Genomic DNA, 26,777 nt, shown 5'->3' with positions numbered 1-26,777 from the left:
GAAGCCTGTTGACATTTTTTTCAAAAAAAGGAAAATCCGTAACATTGTATCTTCAACTTGTTCTAAAGCGTTCTTTCTGAAAAGTTTCTCTTTATTTCCAGTATAATAAATTTATGAAAATGACTGGATTTGATGAGAAAACATTTGTAGCAGAAATGGCTAGACGGCGTGAGAAGGAGTTTTTGAAACAGCTAAGGGACTATGACGAACAAATAGCTCCTACCATGCGCCAACATGGCTACAAACGAGTGGATAGCAGTGAGCGAACCGTTCTCTTTACCTTTGGAGAAATCACCTTTTCAAGAAATCGCTGGCGAAGAGGAAGAGAAACTCGCTACCCAGTGGACGAGTGGCTAGGGCTAAAACCCTATATGCGCTATTCTCCTGAATTGATGTTTCATATGGCGGAACATGCTTCTAAGTTATCTTATCGGGAGGTCTGTCGAACGATTCAAACCGCTTATGGTTTGGCGGTGACAAAGGATGCGGTTTTAAAAGCTGTTAAACTAGCAGAACGACTATTTTCAGAGAAGGAACAGTATCGCTTCTTACTGGAAGCAGAACAACCAAAAAAACTCCAAGTAGAGAAGCTCTACCTGGAGGGAGACGGTGTGATGGTTAAAACGACTTCAGGAGGAGATGAGCGTCACAATACAGATTTAGCTCATTTCCTCGTTCATACGGGAGCCAAGAAAGTTGGCAAAGAACGCTATATTCTCCAAAATAAGCACGAGATTATTCATACCAATTATGACAAGGCACGAGAAGAATTGCTGGATTACCTCTATAACCACTTTGGGATAACCGATAAGACTATCCTTATTACCAATTCAGATAATGGCAAGGGCTATACGAAACGTGTCTTTCAAGAGATAAAAAAAGCCCTCGGTATCAAACACCATGAACACTTCTGGGATGCCTATCACTTAAACGAACAAGTCAAAGCCTTCCTGAAGCCCTATCCAGTCATACTAAAGGATTTAGCCTTTAAAGCTATCAAGGCTCATCAGAAATCCTTACTTGAAACAGTCTTTGATACGGTGGAGACATTGATTGAAACAGAAGACGAGTATGATAAATATACCGCTTTTAAACAAAAGCTTTTTAGAAATTTCAGGGACACCAGACCCTCTAAATTACGAGGGCTAACCTCAGGGGGAATCGGTGTTATGGAAAGCCAACATCGCAAAGTGACATACCGCATGAAGCACCGTGGTATGTATTGGTCCATCAAAGGAGCTTGTGCTATGGCTAAAATTATCTTATTGGAACGGATAAATAAACTAGGTGAGCTCTTCTTTGGCGATTGGCGAAAGCAGTACCAGAAGTATCGAGGCAGGGGCTTAGGTGCTGGCCATTTGGTTAACCATTATCCTCATGATGCAGTGGTAATCAGGCGATGACTACAAAAAATCTATCCTATAGCAACCGCTAAAACATTAAATTTTAGAGGCTTTTTTGGTGTGTTTATGCCCCGAAACCCTTGCATTACTGGGTTGTCTGTGGTACAATAATAGTAAGATAAAACGAAAAAAGGTGCAGAAGCGCAACCTTCTACACCACCGATTAAGACAAAAAGGACCTTTGCTTAATCAGTCAAACAGTATTGTATCATGTCGTAAACAATATCGTCAAGACTGAAGCAGAGAAAACCTTTGTTTCAGTCTTTTTTGGAATAAAAGAACCTAGAGTTTTCTTAGGTTATAAGGGTTAGTTGGACTTTCCCAGAAATTTAGACACATACCAATTGCACGGTAAAACTTGCAAATTTTCATGAAAGCGGTATAATGATATTAAAGATAAAGAAAGCGCTTAAAGCGTAAGAAAGAGGTGTCCTATGATTAAATTCAGTATTCGTGGAGAAAATATCGAAGTGACTGAAGCGATTCGTGACTATGTAAAATCAAAGCTTACTAAGATTGAAAAATATTTTGTTAAAGAACAAGAAATAGATGCACGTGTTAATTTGAAAATTTATCGTGAAAAATCGTCTAAAGTTGAAGTGACTATCCCACTAGGCTCAGTGACTCTTCGTGCAGAAGATGTTTCACAAGATATGTATGGTTCAATTGATTTAGTAGTCGATAAGATTGAACGTCAAATTAGAAAAAATAAGACTAAAATTGCTAAAAAACATCGTGAAAAAGTTTCAACGAGTCAAGTTTTTACAACTGAATTTGAAGTTGAGCAAGTGGACGAGATGCCAGAGGTAAAAGTTGTTCGTACTAAAAACGTTACTTTAAAGCCAATGGATGTTGAAGAAGCACGTTTGCAAATGGAGTTGCTAGGACATGACTTCTTTATCTATACGGATGCTGAAGATGGGGAAACAAATATTCTTTATCGTCGTGAAGATGGTGATTTAGGACTTATTGAAGCTAAGTAGTTATCTTAGGATAACGAAAAGAGTAGACTGTTCTCTAGATGATTTGTCATTCAAGTTTTTTGTTAATTAATCTTATTCTAAATATCTAGAAAAATATTTCATGCTTACGGCATGTATACCGAACAAATCTAATTTACAAAACGATAGCGATATGCTATAATAGTAGTTGGAGCAACACTTGTGCGTGAAGTGGGTCAGGGGAGGAATCCAGCAGCCCTAAGCGATGTCAGGTGTGTGCTCTTTTTTTGTTGTTAAAAAAACAATTATGTCAACCTTTCGCAGGTACATTCTCTTGTAATTTTTTGTGGTAGGGACAGTAAAAGAACACACCGACCAAGGTTTATTCAAGGAAACAGTTTTTTAGAGAGGTGTTTTTCAAGTGTTCAAATCGTGATCATTTTTATATAATGGAAATAAGAAAAATTAAGGAGTTAGGATGAGAAAGTATTTCCAAGTTAGACTGTATGAGTTATCGTATTATATTGAGATTTTGATTTCCGTCATATTGTTAATTTCTTTATTGATTTTGACGGGTCATTTAGCGTTAATGTTGACAGGGATTTTTTCCATTAAGACTGGACTAGATACTTACTTGCAGAATTTCCTCAATCAGGCGATGAGCATTGCCATTGGGGTTGAGTTGATTAAAATGTTGAGTAAGCATACCTCAGGTACAATTATTGAAGTGCTCTTGTTTGCCATTGCACGTCAAATTGTTGTATCACACGGTTCATCAATTGATTCTTTATTGAGTGTCCTTGCCTTGACGATTTTATTTGCAACACGAAAATACCTTTTTACCAGTTTTGACGATACTTCTAGTGTTATTGTTCGAGGTAGTCAAAAAGTTAAAGTGGCAAATGTTTTAGCACGTGTTGATTTGCCAGCAGCAAGTAAAGATGAACTCATGCGTGACTTGATGCTTCGCCACTTAGAATTGGAAGAAAAAATGGCAACGATTGGTGCTTCAATCGCTTTTGCAGATGTTGCCTTGCGCATTGACCATATGCATGAGGGCATGATTACCCGTATTGAAATCATCAAATCTTTAAAATAAGAGGGATGGTCAAAGGTCGGTTTAGGCTGAAGAAAAGATTCGTTTTAAATAGTTGTCTTCAGTCTTTTTTAACGTTGAAAAAATGGAAGCTGAAATGCCAACACTAAATGTGATAACGAGATGAATGCTTTGCTAAGGACTTCACTAGAATGGTCAAATGACCTGATCGGGTTGATCAGTTATCGGTTATTCAGTGTCTGTTTCTATGGGGAATGGGAGCATGTTTTCTGAAAAATATCAAAAGAGATGAAAAGTATTATCAACAAGTGTCCGAATAATACCCATTGAGGTGCTATAAAGCTTGTTCTTATCATGTTAAATAGTGTGAAACCCCTTTCATAGCGCAACCCAATCAAGATGCCGAAATACGGCAAAAATCATTGAAATATTGCTTAGAAAAGGTTATCATACTAGTGGAACCTAAAATTTAAGGGAGTGAAACTAATGTCACATATTACATTTGATTATTCAAAAGTCCTCGACTCATTTGTAGGACAACACGAAATTGATTTTTTACAAGGTCAAGTAACAGAAGCTGATAAATTATTACGTGAAGGAACTGGACCAGGTTCAGATTTCTTGGGTTGGCTTGACCTTCCAGAAAACTATGATAAAGAAGAATTTGCTCGTATTCTTAAAGCGGCTGAAAAAATTAAAGGTGAAAGTGATGTTCTTGTTGTTATCGGTATCGGTGGTTCCTATCTTGGTGCTAAAGCAGCCATTGATTTCTTGAACAACCATTTTGCTAACTTGCAAACCGTACAAGAACGCAAAGCGCCACAAATTCTTTATGCGGGTAATTCTATTTCGTCAACTTACCTAGCTGATCTTGTGGAATACGTTCAAGATAAAGACTTTTCAGTTAATGTTATTTCTAAATCGGGTACCACCACTGAACCAGCGATTGCCTTTCGTGTTTTCAAAGAACTTTTGGTGAAAAAATACGGTCATGAAGAGGCCAACAAACGCATTTATGCAACAACTGATAAGGCAAAGGGTGCAGTTAAGGTAGAAGCTGACGCTAACAACTGGGAAACATTTGTTGTTCCAGATAATGTCGGTGGTCGTTTCTCGGTTTTAACAGCTGTTGGCTTACTTCCGATTGCAGCATCCGGTGCAGATATTACAGCCCTTATGGAAGGGGCAAATGCTGCCCGTAAAGAATTATCTTCCGATAAAATCGCTGACAACATTGCTTACCAATATGCAGCTGTTCGTAATGTGCTTTACCGTAAAGGCTATATTACTGAAATTTTGGCGAACTATGAGCCATCTCTTCAGTACTTTGGCGAATGGTGGAAGCAATTAGCCGGTGAATCTGAAGGAAAAGACCAAAAAGGGATTTACCCAACATCAGCCAACTTTTCAACAGACCTTCATTCACTCGGTCAATTCATCCAAGAAGGTTACCGTAACCTCTTTGAAACCGTTGTGCGTGTTGATAACCCTCGTAAAAATGTGATGATTCCTGATATGGCTGAAGACCTAGATGGACTTGGTTACCTTCAAGGGAAAGATGTTGACTTTGTTAACAAAAAAGCAACTGATGGTGTGCTTCTTGCTCACACAGATGGTGGTGTGCCAAATATGTTTGTCACACTTCCAGCTCAAGACGAGTTCACACTGGGTTACACCATTTACTTCTTTGAATTAGCAATTGCTATTTCAGGCTATATGAATGGGGTTAACCCATTTGACCAACCAGGTGTTGAAGCTTATAAGCGCAACATGTTTGCACTTCTTGGCAAACCAGGATTTGAAGCGCTGTCAGCAGAGCTTAATGCCCGACTTTAATACAGAAATTCAAAAGACTTCTCGCTAGGGAGGTCTTTTTTGGCGGTTATAAATCTCCTTAAAAATCGATTTCCAAATACTGAGATGCTGACTTTGTCAATAAGAGCATTGTATCCTAATAAAATAAGAATTATCAAAGTTTTTAATGTATTTCTAAAAAGAATATTGACAAAAATTCATGAGATAGCATATAACAAGATTCTATATCCAGAAAAACCGAATTAATTGAATTTTTAATAATAAGATAAAATTAAAGAAAAGATTAAAAAATGCTTGTATTGTTATGTCCGGAAATTTTGGAACAGATGCTTAGGGTATGGGCAGAGCAGTACTACGGGTGAGAAGATGGGACACAAGAAGGTGGAAATTATCCAGCTTTTTATATGTGACACCTCAAGATAAGCCAGAAAGAAAAACCGATAAAGAGCATATAGTATATTGCTTTAATAAGGAAAATATTTATCCAGTTTCATGGGAAAAACAGTATCATCAATCACCGCAAGGTCTACCAGTTTATGACAAGACCGGAGGTGATGATAATACTTTTAAATTACATTCAAAAAGTCAAAAAAGTGGCTTAGCAGCTGCTTTAGTAGCGATTTTACAGAATGGATACCCGAATAAAAGATTGGGAAGTTTAGATGAAAATAAAAGTAGAAGGCTTACTCAATTAGCAATATGGTGTTTTGCTGATAATTATTCTAAACATCATTTTAAAATGGGATATAGTCTAACTTAAAGAAAAAGATAAGACAGAGGTTTCTAAATCTGGTGAACCTAAAGTAAAGATGATGTTGCCAGCATCAGGTGAGTCTCGACACACTATGTTAACCTTTATTGAAATGGTGTTTATTATTCTGCTATCTCTTTTATCTCTATTTAGGTGGCGATCTAAAAAAGTGTCCTAGTAAACTAAGCGTATTCTCACTAGCATAAAATGCTATTGCCAAAAAGTTAGGATTTTTCTCCTAGCTTTTTTGTTTTTAGATAAGTAAATTGCTTAGTCGCTGTAACGCTCACAATATTGTACGCTTAATGGATGTTATCTAAAGGGAATCACTAAAAAACGATCAGTTTAACAACCAACTGATCGCTTTTACACAAGAAAGGGCACCTAAGAGGATAGGCGCCCAGGAGATTTATGAAAAGGGAAAACAAGGGAAAAACTCATTCTCCCAACGGTTTGGGTAAACCGCTTTTTAGGATGGTTTTATTTTACGATAGAAAACTTAAATTTTTCTTAACGCATTTTTTAAACTGTTTTTGTCAGAGGTAAAGATTTTGGGTTTATTTGAGGTCTTTTCTGACATTGGAGAAATCATCTTGAATCTTTTTCCTTGTTTGTGTTATGATAGGGGCATGATAAAAACAAACTTTCGGCAAGAGGTTCTCAAAGCCTTGAAAGCTATGGAATCAGATTCCAAGTTGCAAAAGGATAGGGTCTTGTTGGCTGATGTGGTCAACAGCTTTGCTTATCAAAAGGCTAAGACGATTGGAACTTACCTTTCTTTACCAACGGAGTATCAGACAGATTTAATGATTAAGCAAGCTCTGGCTGACGGCAAAAGGGTCGTGATTCCAAAGACGTTCCCTAAGGGGCGCATGATTTTTGTGCCTTATGATCCAAATGATTTGGTCATATCTTCTTTTGGTATTTTAGAGCCAAGAAGTCAGCAAGAAGTTCCAAAATCGGCTATTGATTTGCTCCATGTACCCGGTGTGGTTTTTAATAATGAGGGTTTTCGGATTGGTTATGGCGGTGGCTACTATGACCGCTACCTAGAAAATTATGAGGGAGTTAGTTTTAGCACGATTTATAATTGCCAGCTGAAAGAGTTTGTTCCAGAAGCACATGATATTGCCGTTCAGGAGGTTTATCTCAAATGACACATGTCGTCAAAAAATATCCCATAACCGTCTTTTTCTTGAGTCTAACGAGTCTGGTCTTTTTAGCCATGCAGTTGATTTATGGTCAGGCGGCAACTCGGTCTCAAGTGATTTATCAATTTGGCGGGATGTTTGGTCTTGCGGTAAAATTGATGCCAAATCAGATGTGGCGGTTAATAACGCCAATTTTTATTCATATTGGGTGGGGGCATTTTTTCGTCAATGCCTTGACGCTTTATTTTGTTGGACAGTTGGCTGAAAGTATTTGGGGTTCTCGCCGTTTTTTGTTGCTCTATATACTATCGGGGATTATGGGAAATGCTTTCACACTATGGTTGACACCAGAAACAGTAGCTGCTGGGGCATCAACCTCTCTTTTTGGGCTATTTGCAGCCATCATGGTTTTAGGGACTTTTGGTAGCAATAATGCTTTGAAAGAATTGGGAAAATCCTACCAAACCTTAATTATAGTAAATTTATTATTGAATTTATTTATGCCCAATGTAAGCATGGCAGGTCATGTCGGTGGCATTGTCGGGGGAGTGCTACTTGGCTTAGGGTTCTCGAATCAGTTGCAGGAATTGCCACGATTCAAATACCAAAAAGTGATGGCTTTGTTGGTCTATGCTTTAGTTCTGATGGGGATTGTAATACTTAGCCTCCTTTAAGGGAATTAGTTTATTCGTTGCCTAGTTATACCAGTCGTTAACCTTTTATGTCAGCAGACGAAAAAGAGTTGAAATAGTTCAACTCTTTTTGTTTGGTACGACTTATCCCGTGAGGTCTCATGAGCGTCTAAGACGTAGTAACAACGAATCATGAGAAGTCAGCCGAAGCCATAGTAGTGATGAAGCTTCTGTAATGGAAGTGGAGCGAAGGGCTGAACAATTAAATGACTATCGCTCAAAATAGAGTTGTCTATTCTAATTCTTGGTCTGAAAAGACGGTAGGCAGAAAACGTAAATGATGGCTACTGTTCACAAATATAGGACAGTACAAATAGAACGACTGTATAGAATGAGAGATGAGGGAGTCTATGTACTCTCGTTAAAAGTTAGTTGAACCGCCGTGTGCCGAACGGCACGCACGGTGGTGTGAGAGGGACTAGAAATTAGTCCCTACTCGATTCTTCATCTAAGATCTTATAGGTTTCTTTACTTTTTAGGAGTTTTTTCCAGTTCTTTACCAAGTTTAATGATGTAATCTTTTAAGTCGTCTTTAATCTGATGGTGTTTTAGAGCATAATCGATAGACGTTTTCATAAAGCCGAATTTATCTCCAACATCGTAGCGATTTCCTTTGAATTCACGGGCAAAGACACGCTGTGTTTTATTGAGGGTGTCGATGGCATCTGTTAATTGGACTTCGTTGCCGGCACCAGGTTTTTGTTTTTCTAAAATGTCGAAAATTTCAGGCGTGAGCAAGTAGCGACCAATAATAGCCAGGTCACTTGGTGCTTCTTCAGGTTGTGGTTTTTCAACAAAAGTGTCTACGCTATAGAGTCCGTTGACAGCCTTTCCTTGTGGAGCGATAACACCGTAGTTAGAGACCTCTTCGTGAGGGACTTTCATAACAGCAATAGTTGATGCGTGAGTTGCATCATAATCGTTTATCAGTTGTTCTGTTAGTGGCATCGCATTTGGATCAGTAATATCCATAAGATCATCCCCAAGCATAACCACAAACGGTTCATTACCAACAAAGGCTTTGGCTTGTAAAACAGCATCTCCAAGACCTCTTGGGTGACTTTGCCGAATAAAGTGCAGATTGATGGCAGTGGTTTCGTCCACTAATTGTAAAAGTTCAATCTTTCCTTTAGCTTGTAAATTGTATTCTAATTCAAAGTTGGAATCGAAATGGTCCTCAATGGAACGTTTGGCTTTACCGGTTACCACAAGAATTTCTTCAATGCCCGCTTTTAGAGCTTCTTCAACAATAAACTGAATGGTTGGTTTATCAACGATAGGCAGCATTTCTTTGGCAAGTGCTTTTGTTGCTGGTAAAAAACGTGTTCCTAAGCCTGCTGCGGGAATAATCGCTTTTCTGACTTTGGTCATAGTAATCCTCACTTTATTATAGTTATATATGACTTAATGCCATTCGTTTTCAGAACGGAATTCATTGGACATCATACCCAGAATGCTTTCTTTAATATCGGCACCTTCGTAAATGGATTTATAAATCGCTGTTGTAATTGGCATGTAAACATCAAGTTCTTTGGCGATTTCATAAGCAACCTTGGTGGTTGAGATACCTTCGATGACCATGCCCATGTGACGCTCAATCTCTTCGAGTTTTTCGCCACGACCGAGGGCATCCCCTGCGCGCCAATTACGAGAATGGATAGAGGTTCCTGTTACAATCAAATCGCCCACACCAGATAACCCGCTATAAGTCAGCGGATCAGCACCTAGTTTAACCCCTAGACGCGTGATTTCTGCAAGACCGCGTGTGATAACAGCGGCTTTGGCATTATCTCCGTAGCCCAGCCCATGAAGTGCCCCAGCCCCAACAGCGATAATATTTTTGAGGGCTCCGGCGGTCTCTACGCCAATAACATCTGTATTGGTGTAAAGGCGGAAATAATGGTTGCTAAAGAGGGATTGCACATATTTGGCGGCATTATTATCTTTAGAAGCAGCTGTGATTAGGGTAATGTCACGAACGATGGTTTCTTCAGCATGACTTGGTCCTGAAACAACTACAATCTCAGAACGCAAGTTGGCAGGGATTTCTTCTTCTAAAATAGTTGATAAACGTTTATGAGTTATAGGCTCTAACCCTTTAGACGCATGCATGACAACGACTTTATGATCGAGTACCTCAGCCACTTGCTTAGCAACCAAGCGTGTGACTTTGGTTGGGACAACAAAAAGCACCGCATCAACCTCAGCCAGAGTTTCTTTTAAATCAAGGGTTGCCGTGATTTTTTCATTTAAAACAATATCTTTGAAATAATGATTATTGGTGTGTTTTGTATTAATTTCATCAATTTGAGCAGGAATATTTCCCCACAGACGAACGTCATGTCCATTATCATTAAGCACTTGGGACAAGGCAGTTCCCCATGAACCAGGTCCTAAAACCGCTACTTTTTGTGTTATCATTTTTAAATTCTCCTTTAAGAGCTAATCATCCTATTATAACATAAGAAGAAAGGTAACTCTACTTAGAAAAGATAGCCATTACGACAGATGCAGCAAACCGTTATTTTTGAATTGTCGTATCAATGAAAATAGATTTTTTCGCTGTAGTCAAACATCTAAAAAAATCATCCATTTTGAAATATCTGAATGTTGGCGTGCCAAAACCGTTATTTTCTTATTGAAATTCTTTCATGTGTTGGATGTGTATTCTGCCTTAGCGGCGCTAGTTCTTTGCTTGGAGTTATTTCCCTGTGCCGTTTCTAAGCGTTTCAGCCTGTGCTACCTTTCTTATTTTCTACCATTTGATTGTAAATTCTCTTTTTCGGACGATAGACATTTTTCAAAAAAAGGACGACTTCCAACCTTTCAACAAGGACATGTTGCTTTAAATAGTTTAGAAAACAATCGTTTCGCCAGGGACTTAATTAAATTATTCCCAATTAGCTTTTTTAAAACTGTTAGATTTTTAGTTCTAATAGTGGGGAGGACCGTTTTTGTTTGCGGATCCGTTTTTTAATTTTAGAAGATCATGTTATAGAGAATAGAAATTCTAAAAAAGTTAGACTTTTTAATTGACATTGATTATCAAGAGAACTAAAATACTTATCATAGAAACTATTAAGGGGGGAATGATGTCACGAATAATAGCTGATTTGCGTGAATTGACGCATCAAGTTGAACAAATCAGTGAGGAAATTGCTAAGAAATATAACATTGAACACTTAGCAGGTCCTCAAGGTCATGTGTTGGCTTTTCTATCTAGATCCCAAGGTCGAGAAATTTTTGTGAAGGACATTGAAAAAGAACTTCAGATTTCAAAATCGGTAACTAGTCATTTAGTTAAGCGCATGGAAAAAAATGGCTTTATCAAGGTTATTCCGTCGCATGCCGATAAACGGTACAAACAGGTGGTTTTAGCACAGGCAGGTCGAGATAAATTGCCCCTGTTACAAGAATGCCGTAAGGATGTCGAACAATATTTTTTTAAGGAAATCACACAAGAGGAGCTACTGACAGTCAAAAAAGTGATTCAGCAGCTCAAAGAAAATATGTTAAGTTACAAAGGAGATAATAATGCTTAAAGATGCAATCATGCGTTACAAATGGTACGCTTTAGGCTCCCTAACCATGACTATAGGGGTCGTCACAAGTAGTCTTTTACAACCTCATTATTTAAAAGATGTTTTAAGTGCTGTCATTCAAAATCATCAAGACAAGATTTATGATGTTGGGGTTCTATTACTAGCCATTGCTGTTGTCGGCTTGGTTTCTGGGACGCTGAATACCATTTTAGCAGCTAAAATTGCCCAAGGGGTATCTGCTGATATTCGTGAAAAAACGTTTCGAAAAATTCAGAGTTTTTCTTATGCTAATGTTGAGGAATTTAATGCCGGAAACCTTGTGGTGCGAATGACCAATGATGTCAATCAAGTTCAAAATTTGGTGATGATGATGTTTCAGGTTCTATTTCGCTTACCAATCCTCTTTATTGGTGCCTTTATCATGGCGGTACAGACATTGCCTAAATTATGGTGGGTAATTGTCTTGATGGTCATTTTTATCGGCATGATTATGGTCTTAGTGATGCGTCAAATGGGACCACGATTTGGAAAATTTCAAAAATTAATGGACAAGATTAACCGTATTGCTAAGGAAAATCTTCGTGGTGTACGTGTTGTGAAATCCTTTGTGCAAGAACGCGAACAGTATGTCAAATTTAAAGCCGTTTCAAACGAACTGTTAGATTTAAACCTCTTTATTGGTTACGGGTTTTCACTGATGCAGCCAGCCCTGATGTTGGTATCCTATCTTGCGGTTTATATTTCTATCTATTTGGTTTCTGGAATGGTTAAAACCGATCCAACGGTGATTGGGAATATTGCTTCTTTTATGACTTACATGATGCAAATTATGTTTGCTATTATTATGGTTGGTTTTATGGGAATGCAAGCTAGCCGTGCCTTTATTTCTATAGGTCGTCTAAAAGAAGTGTTAGAAACCGAACCTGCCATGACTTTTGAGAATGATAAAGATGAAGAGATTTCGGGAACGATCGTTTTTGAGGATGTTAGTTTTACCTACCCACATGATACTGAGCCGATTTTGAAACACCTTTCTTTTGGTATTGAAGCTGGTCAGATGGTTGGGGTTGTTGGTGCTACTGGTGCTGGGAAATCAACTCTTGCGCAGCTTATTCCTCGTTTATTTGATCCACAGGAAGGACGTATTTTATTGGGAGGCAAACCGATTAAATCGCTCAGCCAATCCACGCTTCGTCAAACTGTCTCGATTGTTTTACAAAAGGCTATTTTGTTTTCGGGAACCATTGCCGATAATTTACGTCAAGGGTCATCAAGTGCTGATTTGCTGGCTATGGAGAGAGCGGCAAGCATTGCACAAGCCAAGGAGTTTATCGATCGTATGGACATTCGCTATGAGAGTGAGGTGGAAGAGCGAGGAAATAACTTCTCTGGCGGTCAAAAACAAAGGATGTCAATTGCTCGCGGTGTGATTAATAATCCCAAAATTCTTGTTTTGGATGATTCAACTTCAGCCCTAGATGCCAAATCTGAAAAATTAGTTCAAGAAGCTCTTGGCAAAGAGTTGAAAGGTACGACAACAATTATTATTGCACAAAAGATTTCATCGGTTGTTAAAGCAGATAAAATCCTGGTTTTGGATAATGGCGAGTTGATTGGGGAAGGTACCCATGCCGAATTAGTCGCTCATAACGTTGTTTATCGTGAAATCTATGAAACACAAAGAGGAAAGGAGGCAGAATAATGACAACAGCCCGTTTTTTCTGGTTTTATTTTAAACGTTACCGCTTATCAATGCTTGTAATTGGTTTTGCAATTATTCTGGCAACTTATTTGCAGGTTAAAACCCCTGTTTTGTTGGGAGAATCACTGACAGAATTAGGAAAGATTGGTCAAGCTTATTATGGGGCAAAGGTAGCTGGTCAAGCTGACTTTCAACCTGATTTATCAGCTTTTAATGCGATTATGTTTAAGCTGCTCATGGCTTATATCTTTACAGTCCTTGCTAATTTAATTTACAGTCTTTTGTTTACACGTATTGTCGCTCATTCGACTAACCGTATGCGTAAGGGATTGTTTGGTAAATTAGAACGATTAACAGTAGCTTTTTTTGACCGTCACAAGGATGGGGACATTTTATCTCGTTTCACCAGTGATTTGGATAACATCCAAAATTCGCTCAATCAATCCTTAGTGCAAGTCGTCACTAATGTTGCTCTTTACGTTGGGCTTGTCTGGATGATGTTTCGGCAAGATGTTCGTTTGGCATTGCTAACCATGGCATCAACACCAGTAGCCTTGATTTTCCTAACCGTTATCATTCGTCTGGCGAGAAAATACACGACGATTCAACAAAAAGAGGTGAGCGATCTCAATGCCTATATGGACGAAAAAATTTCTGGGCAAAAAGCTATTATTGTGCAGGGTGTTCAAGAAGAAACCATTGCTGGCTTTATAGAACATAATGAGAAAGTCCGTCAAGCTACTTTTAAAGGTCGTCTTTTCTCGGGGCTCTTATTCCCAGTGATGAACGGCATGAGCTTATTGAATACGGCTATTGTGATTTTTGTGGGATCAACGATTGTTTTAAATGACAAATCAATGCAAGCGGCGGCAGCGCTTGGCTTGGTGGTAACCTTCGTGCAGTACTCGCAACAATATTATCAACCCATTATGCAAATTGCCTCTAGCTGGGGGGAATTGCAGCTAGCCTTTACAGGTGCCAACCGTATCCAAGAAATGTTTGATGAGAAAGAAGAAGTGCGTCCTCAAAATGCACCAAAATTCATCAGTCTAAAAGAAACAGTTGCTATTAATCATGTTGATTTTGGTTACTTACCTGGTCAAAAAGTTCTATCCGATGTTTCCATTTCAGCTCCTAAAGGGAAAATGATTGCTGTTGTTGGTCCAACAGGATCAGGAAAAACGACCATTATGAATTTGATTAATCGTTTTTATGATGTGGATGCGGGGTCCATCACCTTTGACGGTCGTGATATTCGAGAATATGACTTGGATAGCTTGCGTCAGCGAGTTGGGATTGTCTTACAAGAATCTGTCCTCTTTTCAGGAACTATTGCCGATAATATTCGCTTTGGAGACAACCTTATTAGCCAAGAAATGGTAGAAACAGCTGCGCGTGCCACACATATTCATGATTTTATCATGTCCTTGCCTGATGGCTATAATACACAAGTATCAGATGATGACAATGTCTTTTCAACAGGTCAAAAGCAACTTATTTCCATTGCCAGAACCTTGTTAACAGATCCCGAAGTGTTGATTTTAGATGAAGCTACCTCAAACGTTGATACGGTTACTGAAAGTAAAATTCAACGGGCGATGGAAGCCATTGTAGCAGGGCGAACAAGCTTTGTTATTGCCCATCGTTTAAAAACCATACTAAATGCAGATAAAATTATTGTTTTAAAAGATGGTCAAGTGATTGAGCAAGGCAATCATCATGAATTGTTGCAACAAAAAGGTTTTTATGCAGAACTCTATCACAATCAATTTGTCTTTGGATAGGTAAACTAGACTTCGCCAATAGGTGAGGTTTTTCTTTTTTTAATGGCAAAGCTTTGAAAGCAATATGTTATAATAAAATCAACTAACGATGAATGATAACGAGAAAGTAGAGAACATGATTGATTTACAAGAGATTCTAGCCAAAATGAATCCTAATCAAAAGATAAATTATGACCGTGTCATGCAACAAATGACAAAAGTTTGGGCAAAAGAAGCGGTACGTCCACGTATTTTAATGCATGTGTGTTGTGCACCTTGCTCTACTTATACCTTAGAATACTTAACTCAGTTTGCAGATATTACGGTCTACTTTGCGAATTCAAATATTCACCCCAAAGACGAATACCATCGCAGAGCTTATGTGACGCAAAAATTTATATCCGAGTTTAATCAAAAAACGGGAAACACGGTGCAATTTCTTGAAGCAGATTATGTCCCTAATGAATATATTCGTCAGGTGCGAGGGTTAGAAGATGAGCCAGAAGGTGGGGAACGTTGCCGTGTTTGTTTCGATTATCGCCTAGATAAAACTGCCCAAAAAGCTGTTGAGCTTGGTTTTGATTATTTTGCCAGTGCCCTGACCATTAGTCCTCATAAAAACTCACAAACCATTAATGATGTAGGTATTGATGTGCAAAAGGTTTACACCACCAAATACTTACCAAGTGATTTTAAGAAAAATAATGGCTATCGCAGATCGGTTGAAATGTGTGACGAATATGATATTTATCGCCAATGCTACTGTGGCTGTGTTTATGCAGCAAAGCTTCAAGGAATTGATTTGGTTCAAGTCAAAAAAGATGCCAAAGCTTTTATAGCAGATAAAGATCTAGAAAAAGATTTCCCACAGATCCGCTTTAGCTATCATGGAGAATCGATTTAAGGTGCCTTTACAAAAATAAAAAAAGTGATTGTTTCTGATGATTTTAGAAATAGCCACTTTTTTGCTATTCTTTTACGAATATTCTATAATAAGATATGATTTATTCTGAAAGGATACAAAAAAGAAGATGCCTAAAATTCGTGGGTTTGAGCTTGTTTCAGGCTTTACCAATAGTGATTTATTACCTAAACGTGAGACGGCTCATGCAGCTGGTTACGATTTATCTGTTGCTAAAGAGATGACGATAGCAGCTGGAGAAATAGCACTGGTACCGACTGGTGTTAAGGCTTACATGCAAGCTGGTGAAGTGCTTTACCTCTATGACCGTTCCTCCAATCCTCGAAAAAAGGGATTGATCTTAATTAATTCAGTGGGTGTTATTGATGGTGATTACTACGGTAATGAAATTAATGAGGGACATATTTTTGCCCAGATGAAGAATATGACAGACCAAACCGTTACTTTAACAGTTGGTGAGCGAATTGTTCAAGGGGTATTTATGCCATTTTTGATGGCTGATGGTGACCAAGCCAGCGGTAAGCGTACAGGTGGGTTTGGCTCAACAGGAAGATAAAAGCAGTTGAAGATGAAATAAAATGGGTTTTAACACTGTCTCCTAACTAGAGGTTAATGATTTGATTTATTAGCAGAGCAGTTGTTGGTTTATCCAAGAAAGGAGATTTGCTATAGCAAAGAAAAAAGCGACTTTTAGTTGTCAGGAATGCGGTTATCAGTCACCCAAATATTTAGGGCGTTGTCCTAACTGCTCCGCCTGGTCTTCTTTTGTTGAGGAGATTGAGGTTAAGGAGATTAAAAATGCTCGTGTCAGCTTGACAGGAGAAAAAACCAAACCCGTTAAACTGAAAGATGTCGATAATATTAGTTATCATCGTACACAAACAGATATGTCAGAATTTAACCGTGTTCTTGGAGGTGGCGTTGTTCCTGGAAGCTTAGTTTTAATTGGTGGTGATCCGGGAATCGGGAAGTCTACCTTGCTGTTGCAGGTTTCTACCCAATTAGCCAACAAAGGTACCGTTCTTTATGTGTCAGGGGAAGAATCGGCAGAGCAGATAAAATTGCGTAGCGAACGCCTTGGGAATATTGATAATGAATTTTATCTCTATGCTGAAACGAATATGCAGGCTATTCGTGCAGAGATTGAAAACCTCAAACCAGATTTTTTAATTATTGATTCTATTCAGACCATTATGAGCCCTGATATTACAGGAGTTCAAGGGTCTGTTAGTCAAGTTAGAGAAGTTACTGCTGAACTAATGCAGCTAGCAAAAACCAATAACCTTGCGACTTTTATTGTGGGACATGTGACTAAAGAGGGAACTCTAGCAGGTCCTCGTATGCTAGAGCACATGGTGGATACGGTACTTTATTTTGAAGGGGAAAGACACCATACGTTTCGTATTTTACGGGCTGTGAAAAATCGTTTTGGGTCTACTAATGAGATTGGCATTTTTGAAATGCAATCAATGGGCTTAGTCGAGGTTTTAAACCCCAGTCAGGTTTTTCTTGAAGAACGTTTAGCCGATGCGACAGGATCAGCGATTGTGGTAACCATGGAAGGAAGTCGTCCGATTTTGGCAGAAGTTCAATCTTTGGTGACCCCAACCGTTTTTGGGAATGCCAGACGAACTACAACAGGGCTTGATTTTAATCGTGTTAGTCTTATCATGGCAGTTTTAGAGAAACGTTGTGGGCTACTTTTGCAAAATCAAGATGCCTACCTCAAGTCAGCTGGTGGTGTCAAGCTAGACGAGCCTGCTATTGATTTGGCAGTAGCAGTGGCTATTGCTTCTAGCTATAAGGAAAAACCAACCAGCCCCCAAGAAGCCTTTTTAGGTGAGATTGGGTTGACTGGTGACATCCGTCGAGTTACTCGTATCGAGCAACGTATAAACGAGGCCGCTAAGCTTGGTTTTACCAAGATCTATGCCCCTAAGAATAGTTTGCAAGGTATTGTGGTTCCGGATGGTATTAAGGTTGTTGGTGTTACGACTGTTGGTCAGGTCTTGAAAGCCGTTTTTGGCTAGCTAGTCGTACTATTTGCGAAACTAGAGCGGTAAAAGTGAGACAAAAAAAGCGGCTATAAAGCGTTAATCTTGTCTCGCTTTTTTTGAACAGTTTTCATCTCCGGTTTTTCTGGTCAGGTCTTTTCGTTAAAAGATGTTAAGATAGGACAAGATTAGGTGCTTAATCAAGGTTAAGCTGCTTTGAGAGAGGAGTTTTACGATCTCTTACTTTGAACGCTTTATGTCCGTTAACAAAGCATATGTGGCTTTACATGGCACAGCCCGCTTCAAAACGCAAGTGGCGATTGTCACCTGTATGGATTCACAGTTGCATGTGGCTCAAGCCTTAGGCTAGCCCTGGGAGATGCACATATTTTGTGAAATGCCGGTGGGTGTATTACGGAGGACATGATCCGTTCGTTGGTTATTTCGCAACAGCAAATGGGAACCCGCTAAATTGTTGTCTTACATCACACCGATTGTGGTACGCAGACTTTTACCAATGACGGTTTTGTCAGACAGCTCCGAGATAACTTGGGTATAGATGTTGAAGATAGGGATTTTCTCCCCTTTACAGATGTGGAAGAAAGTGTTCGAGATGATATGGCTATTTTGCGCCAGTCTCTTCTGATTCCTGATGATGTTGTCATTAATGGTGTCGTTTATAACGTTGACACTGGGCACATAATTCAAGTTTTTCTGACTAACATGAAAATGTCTAACTTAATTTGACAATTTGGGGGTTTTAAAATGAAGGAGAAATCAAAAACACATCTGTGAAATGCTTCCTAGTGGTTTTTTCAAACCACTTACATTAAAAATCTAACCACTTGCTGTAAACTTCTTGTTTTCAGTTAAAAGCTTGCTATAATAGAGGTACAAAGTAATTAGAAAAATAACGAGATAATCGTTGCTAGTTATTTGCGTTAGATGATGTTTAGAGGGGAGGTGCCCAGTGAAGATTGTGATTGATTTAGATGCATCGTGTGATGGGATTGAAGTGGCTATTAAAACGGCGCAGCTCACTGAACAAGTTGTTCAACTTCAGCAGCTTCTTCGTCAGATGGATAGAAAACCCTTGATTTTTTATAAGGGGAGTAGTGAGTATTTTTTAGACCTTTCTGATATTCTCTTTTTTGAAACGGATGGCAATAAAATTTTTGGACACTCTAAAGATAATGCCTATGAGGTTAAATTGAAATTATACGAATTGGAAACCTATCTTCCACCATCCTTTTGTCGTGTGGCTAAGGCGACTATTGTCAATACCAGTTGTATTTATTCGCTCGAAAAATCTTTTTCAGGAACCAGTCGTATTTGCCTCTACAACACTAACAAACAAGTTCATGTATCACGACACTATTACCAATTATTGAAAGAAAAGCTTAGAGAAATGAGGTAAGGAATGAAACGTACATTTTTAGGAATAGGATTGATTTTATTGGCTGCTTTCTTGGTCTTTAAAGAACAATTAGGACTTTATCAGTTACCACTTTGGACCATTTTATGGATTGCCTTTTTGAGTTTTGGCGCAATCAGTCAATTAAGCAAGAGACATTTTATCTTAGGAGCTGTCTTAGCCATTTGGAGTTTTGCTCAAATGAATGACATTTTCCGGTGGGTCAATATATCCAGTGGTTTATTGATGGTGGTGACAGTGTTAGTGGCCTTGGGTTTGACATTAATTTTTAAAGGGTCTAGTATTTCTGGATACTGTGGGTCGATATTCTCTCGCCAGTCTAATCAACAAGAAGGGGTCAGTCAAAGGAGCAGTAAGGTATTTGGGAGTTTTAATCAGTACATCAATGATAACCATTTTTCAGAAGATTCAATAGACGTCGTATTTGGCAGTTCTACAGTCTATTTCAATGAGGCTGAAATAGAGGGAGAAAGAGCACATTATCATGTTGATGCTATCTTCTCATCAGTTACAGTCTACGTTCCTCGTCATTGGCGTGTAGATGTAAAAGGGGATCATGTTTTTAGTTCAGTCAACCAAACTCCCAGTTTTCTAGAAGCCGAAAAGATTCTGGTATTGGATGCTGATATGATCTTCTCAAGTATTGATATTAACTACCTCTAGGTCAGTCATAGAGCAGAAATAGATCATTTTGTTTCTGCTCTTTTATGTACGACTTATCCCGTGAGGTCTTGTCGAGGTAATAACCTAGTAATAACGAACGACAAGAAGTCAGCTGAAGCCATAGTAGTGATGAAGTTTCTGTAATAGAAACGGAGCGAAGGGCTGAACAATTAAATGACTATCGCTCAAAATAGAGTTGTCTATTCTAATTCTTGGTCTGAAAAGACGGTAGGCAGAAAACGTAAATGATGACTACTGTTCACAAATATAGGACAGTACAAATAGAACGACTGTATAGAATGAGAGATGAGGGAGTCTATGTACTCTCGTTAAAATTTAGTTGAACCGCCGTGTGCTGTGCCGAACGGCACGCACGGTGGTGTGAGAGGGACTAGAGATTAGTCCCTACTCGATTAAAAAGATAACATCTGAATATTCTGAAAAATATGGTCTAACAAAGGAGCAAGCATGGAAAAACGACTGATCTAATAAATTATTTATGACAGTCTTGCCAGTGATATGCTATCAAATTTCGGAGATGTGACGTATTATCTGGCACTAATGGCTGATGTATTGCAATTACCTGATGCCAAGTTAGGGATTTCTGTTATCGGAATCTCAGAAACCTTACCTTGTTTGACAGGCTTTATCATGGGTTATTGAACTGATAAAACGACACAAAAGGTAAAAACAATTATTCAAACCTTGCTGTTTCGGATGGAGCTAGACATTCTTGCTGGAATTGTGATTGGTTTTAAGCCTAGTTTGTGGATTGTTATCGTGGCTGCTCTGATTAATATCCTCTCGGATATAGCTGGGCAATATGAAAATGGTCTTTACACACCACTGAGCTTACGTATCGTATCGAATGAGGAACGTTCTGACAGTTATGTCGTTCGGCAAACGCATGAAGAAAAAATTATCATGATTTTTCTAAAAAGGAGAATTATGTTCTGAAATGCAGAAAAACCCTTTGATTTTTACAGAAAGCATCGTTTTCTAGTTAACATTTTAGGAAGAAAACTATTTTGGCAATTTTATATATTCATAATTAAATGACAATTTAAACTTGTAATAGCTTTTTTGCTGTTTTCGTTGTTTTTCAATAAAAGATTTTCTTCATGTGTACGTCGTGGTTGAAAAAGAGAACTCTCTTCCCTTTTTTGGTTAATTAGTGTTATAATAGTAGCGATTGAATTTTGAAATGTTACAGGAGACTCACATGTCAACAAACCCAATTCGTGTACGTTATGCACCAAGTCCAACTGGCTTATTACACATCGGAAATGCGCGTACAGCGCTCTTTAACTACCTCTATGCTCGTCGTTACGGTGGTACTTTTATCATTCGTATTGAAGATACTGATCGCAAACGTCACGTGGAAGATGGAGAACGTTCCCAATTAGAAAACTTGAAATGGCTTGGGATAGACTGGGATGAAAGTCCAGAAACTCATGAGCAATATCGCCAATCAGAGCGTTTAGAACTTTACCAAAAATACATTGATCAATTATTGGCAGAAGGCAAGGCTTACAAGTCTTACGTGACAGAAGAAGAATTGGCAGCAGAACGTGAACGCCAAGAAGCAGCAGGAGAAACACCTCGCTATATTAATGAATTCTTAGGGATGTCTGAAGATGCCAAAGCAGCTTATATTGCAGAACGTGAAGCAGCAGGTATTATTCCAACAGTTCGTTTAGCCGTTAATGAAGCTGGTATTTACAAATGGACTGACATGGTTAAAGGCGATATTACATTTGAAGGTGGCAATATTGGTGGCGACTGGGTTATTCAGAAAAAAGATGGTTACCCAACTTACAATTTTGCTGTTGTTGTGGATGACCATGATATGCAAATTTCCCATGTTATCCGTGGGGATGACCATATTGCCAACACACCAAAACAGCTTATGGTTTACGAAGCTCTTGGTTGGGAAGCACCAGCATTTGGACACATGACCTTGATTATCAATTCTGAAACAGGGAAAAAATTATCCAAACGCGATACCAATACTCTCCAATTTATCGAAGATTATCGCAAAAAAGGCTACATGTCTGAGGCTGTCTTTAACTTTATTGCCCTTTTGGGGTGGAATCCTGGCGGAGAAGAGGAAATCTTCTCTCGTGAGCAGTTGATTGACCTTTTTGATGAAAATCGTCTTAGCAAGTCGCCAGCTGCCTTTGATCAGAAGAAGATGGATTGGATGAGCAACGAGTACTTGAAAAATGCGGATTTTGAAACAGTTTTCAACCTCTGTAAGCCTTTCCTTGAAGAAGCAGGCCGTTTAACCGCAAAAGCTGAGAAGCTAGTAGAATTATACAAACCACAGTTAAAATCTGCAGATGAGATTGTTCCATTGACCGACCTTTTCTTCTCAGACTTTCCAGAATTAACAGAGGCCGAAAAAGAAGTGATGGCTGGTGAAACCGTTCCGACAGTTTTGAAAGCTTTCAAGGAAAAATTAGAAGCCATGTCAGACGAAGATTTCAATCCAGAAAACATTTTCCCACAAATCAAGGCTGTTCAAAAGGAAACAGGTATCAAAGGGAAAAATCTCTTTATGCCAATCCGTATTGCCGTTTCAGGTGAAATGCATGGTCCAGAATTGCCAAATACCATTTACTTGCTTGGCCGTGAGAAATCAATTGCGCATATTAACAAGATGCTTTGATTTTCTTACGTTCTAATTTTGGTAAGATTGAATGAAAGCATCAAAAAGGATAATTAAAGACTGGGTCTAAAGTGCTCAGTTTTTAATTGTTTTTAGGATTGAGATGGGAGTTAACGTAACCTTTTTTTCAAAGAGGAATGAAGGAGCGGAATGGCACACATTCTAAGAGGTTTTTTACGACACCTCTTTTTCTTTTTATCTGGTCTTTTCAAGATGACTCCTGCCATTAGTGTCAATAACAATTTAACAACTTTCTTTTATTTTGGATCGTAGAGATGGTTTTATCGGAGTAATTATTGTATAATATTTCTTTAATGTTATGTGTCGTTACTTTTCTTGATCAATAATTTAGTCACTTATTTTTGCCGTTTAATGGTATTGTTAGGAGTTGTTGAGACTCTCATTTAATGAGAATATCATATTTTTATATTGAACAAATGATTGATAATCAAGCGACAAGGCAGCTATTAGCAGAAAATATGCTAAACGATTAGAATTGGAAAGGAAGAATGATGGTAAATAGTGATAGCATCTTTTTATTTTTATCAATTATTGTCTACTATGTGACAGAAATTAGCATTTTCTCTTTTCTATCAGATGTTAAACTACCTGTTTTGAAACAGGTATTCTTGTTGGTGTTAGCCTTGTTTTTCAATCAAATCCCTTATCTATCACCACTTTTAATTGATCCATTTCTCTTCCTTTTTATTTTAAAACAAGAAAGTTATCCGATTTTATCGTTAAAGTCACTGTTTTTAGCTTTTGCCCCAAGTGTTTTTATTGATCTGTTGTCACGCTTTATTGTGCTGATTATCATTCCCTATATGTTTTTATCTAATGGGCTTTATGTTAATCATGTTATTGTAGATTTGACAGTTTATCTTATGATTCTGCCTAGTTTTGCCATTATTAATTATTTGGTAGGCAAAGATTACAAGAGCATTTTTAGAGCGGATCATTCAGTAAGATCGCAAAATTTTTATAAAATTCTACTTATTTTCATTGTAGCCTACGATATTGATGTTGTTCTGATTTTGGGATTTACAGATTCTTTTCGCCATTTTAAGCATTCCATGCTGGTTCCCGCATCTTATAAATTGCTGTTTCTGTTTTTGATGCTCCTCTTGATTTATCTTTTGTCCTATTTTAATCGTTGGTCAAAGGAACATCTCAAGAATGAGTTAAAAAGGGAACAACAGGCTTATATTGCCAATCTTGAAACCTATGGGAAACATCTTGAAAAACTATATAAGGATATTAGGGGATTTCAAATCGACTACCTCAGTCGTTTAGAGCATTTAGGTCAGGTGATAAGGGAAGGATCTGTCAGTCAGATTCAAGCTATCTATGCCCAAACCGTACATGAAGCCAATGATTATTGGGACGACAAGCATTATAATATTTCAAAGTTAGGGAACATTACGATGTCGTCCATTAAAAGTCTCCTTTCGGCAAAGATTATCAGCGCCGAGAAGTCCGGTATTACGGTAAATTTAGAAATTCCTGATCTTATTGCTGAAACCCCTATTCCAGAATTGGATTTGCTCTTGTTGATTTCTATTTTCTGTGATAATGCTATTGAAGCGGCTTTGGAAGCCAGTTTTCCGTGCGTGTCCATAGCCTATTTTTTACTTGATGACCAACAAGTGTTTGTGGTAACTAATACGACAAAAGAAAAGGTTGCCATTAATAAGGTTTTTGAAGAAGGTTACTCTTCAAAGGGAGCCGGACGTGGTATTGGTTTGGCAAACGCTCAAAGGATTCTTCAAAAATACCCCCAAATGTCCTTACGAACAAAAAGCTCTTGCAGTCAGTTTAGTCAAATCTTGACAATTCCAAGGATAGAGAGGAGCTAGGTTATTTTGATAGATGAGATGTTTTGTTTCTATGCTACAATTTTTATTGACAGTTGGGTAATTTTTTCAAAATCATCTGGTATTAAGCTTAATTGGAAGCAGTTAGGTTTAGTTGGACTCCTTTTTATCATTGCTAATCTAATAGTTGACAATGTTATCTTGATTGACCAACTGTTTTTTATTTTAGTGAGTTTAGTTTTTGCACCTCAAAGGAAATTATTTGAACACATTTTTAATGGTTTTTTTGCCATCATGATTGTGGAATTACTGTTTCGAGTCATTGGTTCTTTCTTTTTGCCAGCGGTTATGGGGGTTAGTATTAGCCAGATTAACAATAATATTAGGCTTTTAGAATTGTGTTATCTTTTTGTTCTACCGGCTTTTTACCTATTTAGTCATATTTTTAGTATTGACCTTACTCTCCTTAAATTTATCGGTGAGGATAAGATGAAAAATTGGATTTTCTGGATGAATACAGCCATGTTTTCTTATTATTTCTTTGTGCATTTTTTGGTGACGGTGCAGAGCAATTTTTTGATCCTCTATTTTCGATATCGCTCTATTTTGATTATTATCTATCTAGCAATTTTGATAGGGATTATTGTTAAATTGGATCGCTTTGCCAAAGATCAATTATCACAAAGATTGGCGCAGGCACAGAACGAACGGATTGCTTATCTTGAAAATTACAACAGTTCTATTGAACAACTCTACAGGGAAATTCAAACCGTCAAACATGATTCTGAAAATATTCTAATTAGCTTAAAAGATAGCATTGATAGCGGGGATTTGCTTCTAATTACCAAAGTCTATCAGACGGTAATTCAACAATCTGCCAATGCGATGATACATGCGAATGGGGAAATGACTTCTTTGGATAATATCAAAGAGACGGTTGTTCGCAGTGTGCTGACATCAAAATTGTTGGAAGCTCAGAGCCATGGCATTGATCTTTACATAGAAATTCCAGATGTTATTGACGATTTGCCGATTAAGTTACTAGATGTCATTGTGCTGTTTACGGGATTGATGGATCATGCTATTGAGACAGCAAAAGGGAGTCGTAGGCCTTTTTTATCCATAGCCTACTTTAAACAGGATGGCAACCAAATTTTTATTATTGAAAATAGCACGAAAACGAATCGTATTGATATGACAAGGTTATTTGATACTCAACAAAGGAGTCTGTCTCGCTTTTTTACGGTATTAAATAATTATCCCCAAATAACAATTTCGACAAAGAGCGATCATTATCGGTTGAGACAACTGTTAGAAATGAGATAAGGCATGATAAATATTTTTATTCTTGAAGATGATTTTATGCAGCAAACGCGAATTGAATCTGTGGTCATTCGCATTTTGAAAGACAGCAAAATTCCTTGTAACCAACTAGATGTGTTTTCAAATCCTCAAAAATTAGTTGAGAACATTCATGAAAGAGGGGATCATCAGCTTTATTTTTTGGATATTGAGATTGGCGATAAAGCTCGTGGTGGATTAGAAGTAGCAGCAAATATTCGTCAGAAAGATCCTAATGCTGTCATTGTTTTTGTAACTACCCATTCTGAATTTGCCCCGATTTCATTTAAGTATAAAGTGTCTGCTTTGGATTTTATTGATAAGGCGGTGGATCAATGTCAGTTCAAGGAACAAATTGAAGAATGCATTCGCTACACTTATGCAATGATGTCTAGTCGAGAGTCAGAAGACATGTTTTTGTTTGAAACCCCTCAGACAAGACTCAAACTGCCCTATAAAGACATTCTTTATTTTGCGACCGCAACCACTCCTCATAAGGTTTGTTTATGGACTCGGACGGAAAGATTAGAATTTTACGGCAAGTTATCTGAAATACAAGCAGAGGCACCCAGACTCTTTTTATGTCACAGGTCTTATTTGGTCAATTTGGAGAAGGTGGTTCGTATTGATAAGACAAAGAAGCTACTTTATTTTGACAATGGTGATTCTTGTATGGTGTCACGCTTAAAAATAAAAGGTCTTTTTGAAAAATGGGAGTCCATTCGTTAAACGGAATAAAAAGCGATAACATTTTAGGATGAAAAATTGACATTCTAGGAAATAACGAACATATTTGGCAGCTTTTCGTTATAATAACGGTATAAATGAAGAGCTATGAAATCATCAGTTTATCAAGTGGTCAATCCCCAATTTCATCAAACTATTATTTTCTCTCTCCATAAACAAGTAATAGTTTTGATGTGATGACTTGGTACACGAGGTGATTATTCTAGTTATCTTTGTTTGGATATCAGATTGACTGATTGTAAGATCAGTCTCAAAACCCGGCTTGCCGGGTTTTCTTTTTATGGCTTCGAGCCAGTTTTTCTCGAAGAGGAAAACAAGAAAACCACCAGCTAAGCTGGTGGCTAACAAGGCTTGTAGCTTCCATTTACTACAA

General features: G+C 38.0%; 24 protein-coding genes, 1 other RNA gene and 2 pseudogenes. 24 read left to right on the top strand and 3 right to left on the bottom strand.

The window, feature by feature from the left end:
- Positions 1–119 precede the first annotated feature (119 nt).
- From H346_RS0105550 to H346_RS0105515, 8 genes are all read left to right on the top strand, one after another.
- Entirely contained in the window at positions 120–1,403 is a 1,284-nt protein-coding gene (locus tag H346_RS0105550) for an ISLre2 family transposase (protein WP_027970215.1), read from the top strand.
- 434 nt (positions 1,404–1,837) lie between these two features.
- Complete coding sequence (gene hpf / locus H346_RS0105545; RefSeq protein ID WP_027970214.1) at positions 1,838–2,386, top strand: ribosome hibernation-promoting factor, HPF/YfiA family; 549 nt, start codon at positions 1,838–1,840, stop codon at positions 2,384–2,386.
- Between the two features lie 158 nt (positions 2,387–2,544).
- Positions 2,545–2,642: signal recognition particle sRNA small type (gene ffs / locus H346_RS10255), an RNA gene on the top strand.
- A gap of 180 nt (positions 2,643–2,822) precedes the next feature.
- Positions 2,823–3,443, top strand: coding sequence for a hypothetical protein (locus H346_RS0105540; protein WP_027970213.1), 621 nt, complete (start codon positions 2,823–2,825; stop codon positions 3,441–3,443).
- A 444-nt stretch (positions 3,444–3,887) separates the two neighbouring features.
- Entirely contained in the window at positions 3,888–5,237 is a 1,350-nt protein-coding gene (locus H346_RS0105535) for a glucose-6-phosphate isomerase (RefSeq protein WP_027970212.1), read from the top strand.
- 316 nt (positions 5,238–5,553) lie between these two features.
- Positions 5,554–5,976: a TQXA domain-containing protein gene (locus tag H346_RS0105525; RefSeq protein WP_083940740.1), complete on the top strand. Its 423-nt coding sequence runs from the start codon at positions 5,554–5,556 to the stop codon at positions 5,974–5,976.
- 620 nt (positions 5,977–6,596) lie between these two features.
- The gene (locus tag H346_RS0105520; protein ID WP_027970209.1) at positions 6,597–7,124 is read left to right on the top strand and encodes a 5-formyltetrahydrofolate cyclo-ligase; all 528 of its coding nucleotides are present in this window, start codon (positions 6,597–6,599) and stop codon (positions 7,122–7,124) included.
- Entirely contained in the window at positions 7,121–7,792 is a 672-nt protein-coding gene (locus tag H346_RS0105515; RefSeq protein ID WP_027970208.1) for a rhomboid family intramembrane serine protease, read from the top strand. The genes H346_RS0105520 and H346_RS0105515 overlap by 4 nt, the downstream gene beginning before the upstream one ends.
- Before the next feature lie 486 nt (positions 7,793–8,278).
- Here H346_RS0105515 and galU read toward each other — a convergent pair whose 3' ends face one another.
- Both galU and H346_RS0105505 read right to left on the bottom strand, forming a co-directional pair.
- A complete protein-coding gene (galU, locus tag H346_RS0105510; protein WP_027970207.1) occupies positions 8,279–9,181 on the bottom strand; it encodes a UTP--glucose-1-phosphate uridylyltransferase GalU in 903 nt (300 codons plus the stop codon).
- Between the two features lie 33 nt (positions 9,182–9,214).
- Entirely contained in the window at positions 9,215–10,231 is a 1,017-nt protein-coding gene (locus H346_RS0105505; RefSeq protein ID WP_027970206.1) for an NAD(P)H-dependent glycerol-3-phosphate dehydrogenase, read from the bottom strand.
- A 671-nt stretch (positions 10,232–10,902) separates the two neighbouring features.
- Here H346_RS0105505 and H346_RS0105500 point away from each other — a divergent pair.
- The 16 genes and pseudogenes from H346_RS0105500 to H346_RS0105420 all read left to right on the top strand — a co-directional run bounded on the left by H346_RS0105500 (position 10,903) and on the right by H346_RS0105420 (position 26,386).
- Positions 10,903–11,352: a MarR family winged helix-turn-helix transcriptional regulator gene (locus H346_RS0105500; RefSeq protein ID WP_027970205.1), complete on the top strand. Its 450-nt coding sequence runs from the start codon at positions 10,903–10,905 to the stop codon at positions 11,350–11,352.
- On the top strand, positions 11,345–13,054 hold the full coding sequence (locus tag H346_RS0105495) for an ABC transporter ATP-binding protein (protein WP_027970204.1): 1,710 nt from the start codon (positions 11,345–11,347) through the stop codon (positions 13,052–13,054). Before H346_RS0105500 ends, H346_RS0105495 begins: the two co-directional genes overlap by 8 nt.
- A complete protein-coding gene (locus H346_RS0105490) occupies positions 13,054–14,838 on the top strand; it encodes an ABC transporter ATP-binding protein (RefSeq protein ID WP_027970203.1) in 1,785 nt (594 codons plus the stop codon). The genes H346_RS0105495 and H346_RS0105490 overlap by 1 nt, the downstream gene beginning before the upstream one ends.
- 115 nt (positions 14,839–14,953) lie before the next feature.
- Positions 14,954–15,721 carry an epoxyqueuosine reductase QueH gene (locus H346_RS0105485; protein ID WP_027970202.1) on the top strand — a complete coding sequence of 256 codons (768 nt, stop codon included), beginning with the start codon at positions 14,954–14,956 and terminating at the stop codon, positions 15,719–15,721.
- Positions 15,722–15,848: 127 nt separating this feature from the next.
- Positions 15,849–16,295 carry a dUTP diphosphatase gene (locus H346_RS0105480; protein ID WP_027970201.1) on the top strand — a complete coding sequence of 149 codons (447 nt, stop codon included), beginning with the start codon at positions 15,849–15,851 and terminating at the stop codon, positions 16,293–16,295.
- Between the two features lie 112 nt (positions 16,296–16,407).
- On the top strand, positions 16,408–17,769 hold the full coding sequence (radA, locus tag H346_RS0105475; RefSeq protein WP_027970200.1) for a DNA repair protein RadA: 1,362 nt from the start codon (positions 16,408–16,410) through the stop codon (positions 17,767–17,769).
- Between the two features lie 199 nt (positions 17,770–17,968).
- Positions 17,969–18,480, top strand: a pseudogene (locus tag H346_RS09775) (beta-class carbonic anhydrase).
- A 223-nt stretch (positions 18,481–18,703) separates the two neighbouring features.
- The gene (locus H346_RS0105460) at positions 18,704–19,150 is read left to right on the top strand and encodes a LytTR family DNA-binding domain-containing protein (RefSeq protein ID WP_027970198.1); all 447 of its coding nucleotides are present in this window, start codon (positions 18,704–18,706) and stop codon (positions 19,148–19,150) included.
- A 3-nt stretch (positions 19,151–19,153) separates the two neighbouring features.
- Positions 19,154–19,831: a hypothetical protein gene (locus H346_RS0105455; protein ID WP_027970197.1), complete on the top strand. Its 678-nt coding sequence runs from the start codon at positions 19,154–19,156 to the stop codon at positions 19,829–19,831.
- A 519-nt stretch (positions 19,832–20,350) separates the two neighbouring features.
- On the top strand, positions 20,351–20,494 hold the full coding sequence (locus tag H346_RS10740) for a hypothetical protein (RefSeq protein ID WP_208595721.1): 144 nt from the start codon (positions 20,351–20,353) through the stop codon (positions 20,492–20,494).
- Positions 20,495–20,548: 54 nt separating this feature from the next.
- Complete coding sequence (locus H346_RS10735) at positions 20,549–20,788, top strand: hypothetical protein (RefSeq protein ID WP_027970196.1); 240 nt, start codon at positions 20,549–20,551, stop codon at positions 20,786–20,788.
- A gap of 265 nt (positions 20,789–21,053) precedes the next feature.
- A complete protein-coding gene (gltX, locus tag H346_RS0105440) occupies positions 21,054–22,502 on the top strand; it encodes a glutamate--tRNA ligase (RefSeq protein WP_027970195.1) in 1,449 nt (482 codons plus the stop codon).
- 150 nt (positions 22,503–22,652) lie between these two features.
- The gene (locus tag H346_RS10940) at positions 22,653–22,775 is read left to right on the top strand and encodes a hypothetical protein (RefSeq protein ID WP_279614479.1); all 123 of its coding nucleotides are present in this window, start codon (positions 22,653–22,655) and stop codon (positions 22,773–22,775) included.
- Between the two features lie 239 nt (positions 22,776–23,014).
- Positions 23,015–24,358, top strand: coding sequence for a GHKL domain-containing protein (locus H346_RS0105430; RefSeq protein WP_027970194.1), 1,344 nt, complete (start codon positions 23,015–23,017; stop codon positions 24,356–24,358).
- Positions 24,359–24,376: 18 nt separating this feature from the next.
- Positions 24,377–25,642, top strand: coding sequence for an ATP-binding protein (locus tag H346_RS0105425; RefSeq protein WP_037562701.1), 1,266 nt, complete (start codon positions 24,377–24,379; stop codon positions 25,640–25,642).
- A 3-nt stretch (positions 25,643–25,645) separates the two neighbouring features.
- Positions 25,646–26,386, top strand: coding sequence for a response regulator transcription factor (locus H346_RS0105420; protein ID WP_027970192.1), 741 nt, complete (start codon positions 25,646–25,648; stop codon positions 26,384–26,386).
- 114 nt (positions 26,387–26,500) lie between these two features.
- Here H346_RS0105420 and H346_RS10730 read toward each other — a convergent pair.
- Positions 26,501–26,777: pseudogene (locus H346_RS10730) on the bottom strand (hypothetical protein); the annotation flags it as partial.

It is taken from the genome of Streptococcus castoreus DSM 17536 (assembly GCF_000425025.1).
Classification (GTDB): domain Bacteria; phylum Bacillota; class Bacilli; order Lactobacillales; family Streptococcaceae; genus Streptococcus; species Streptococcus castoreus.
This window is presented reverse-complemented; position numbering and strand designations above follow the sequence as displayed.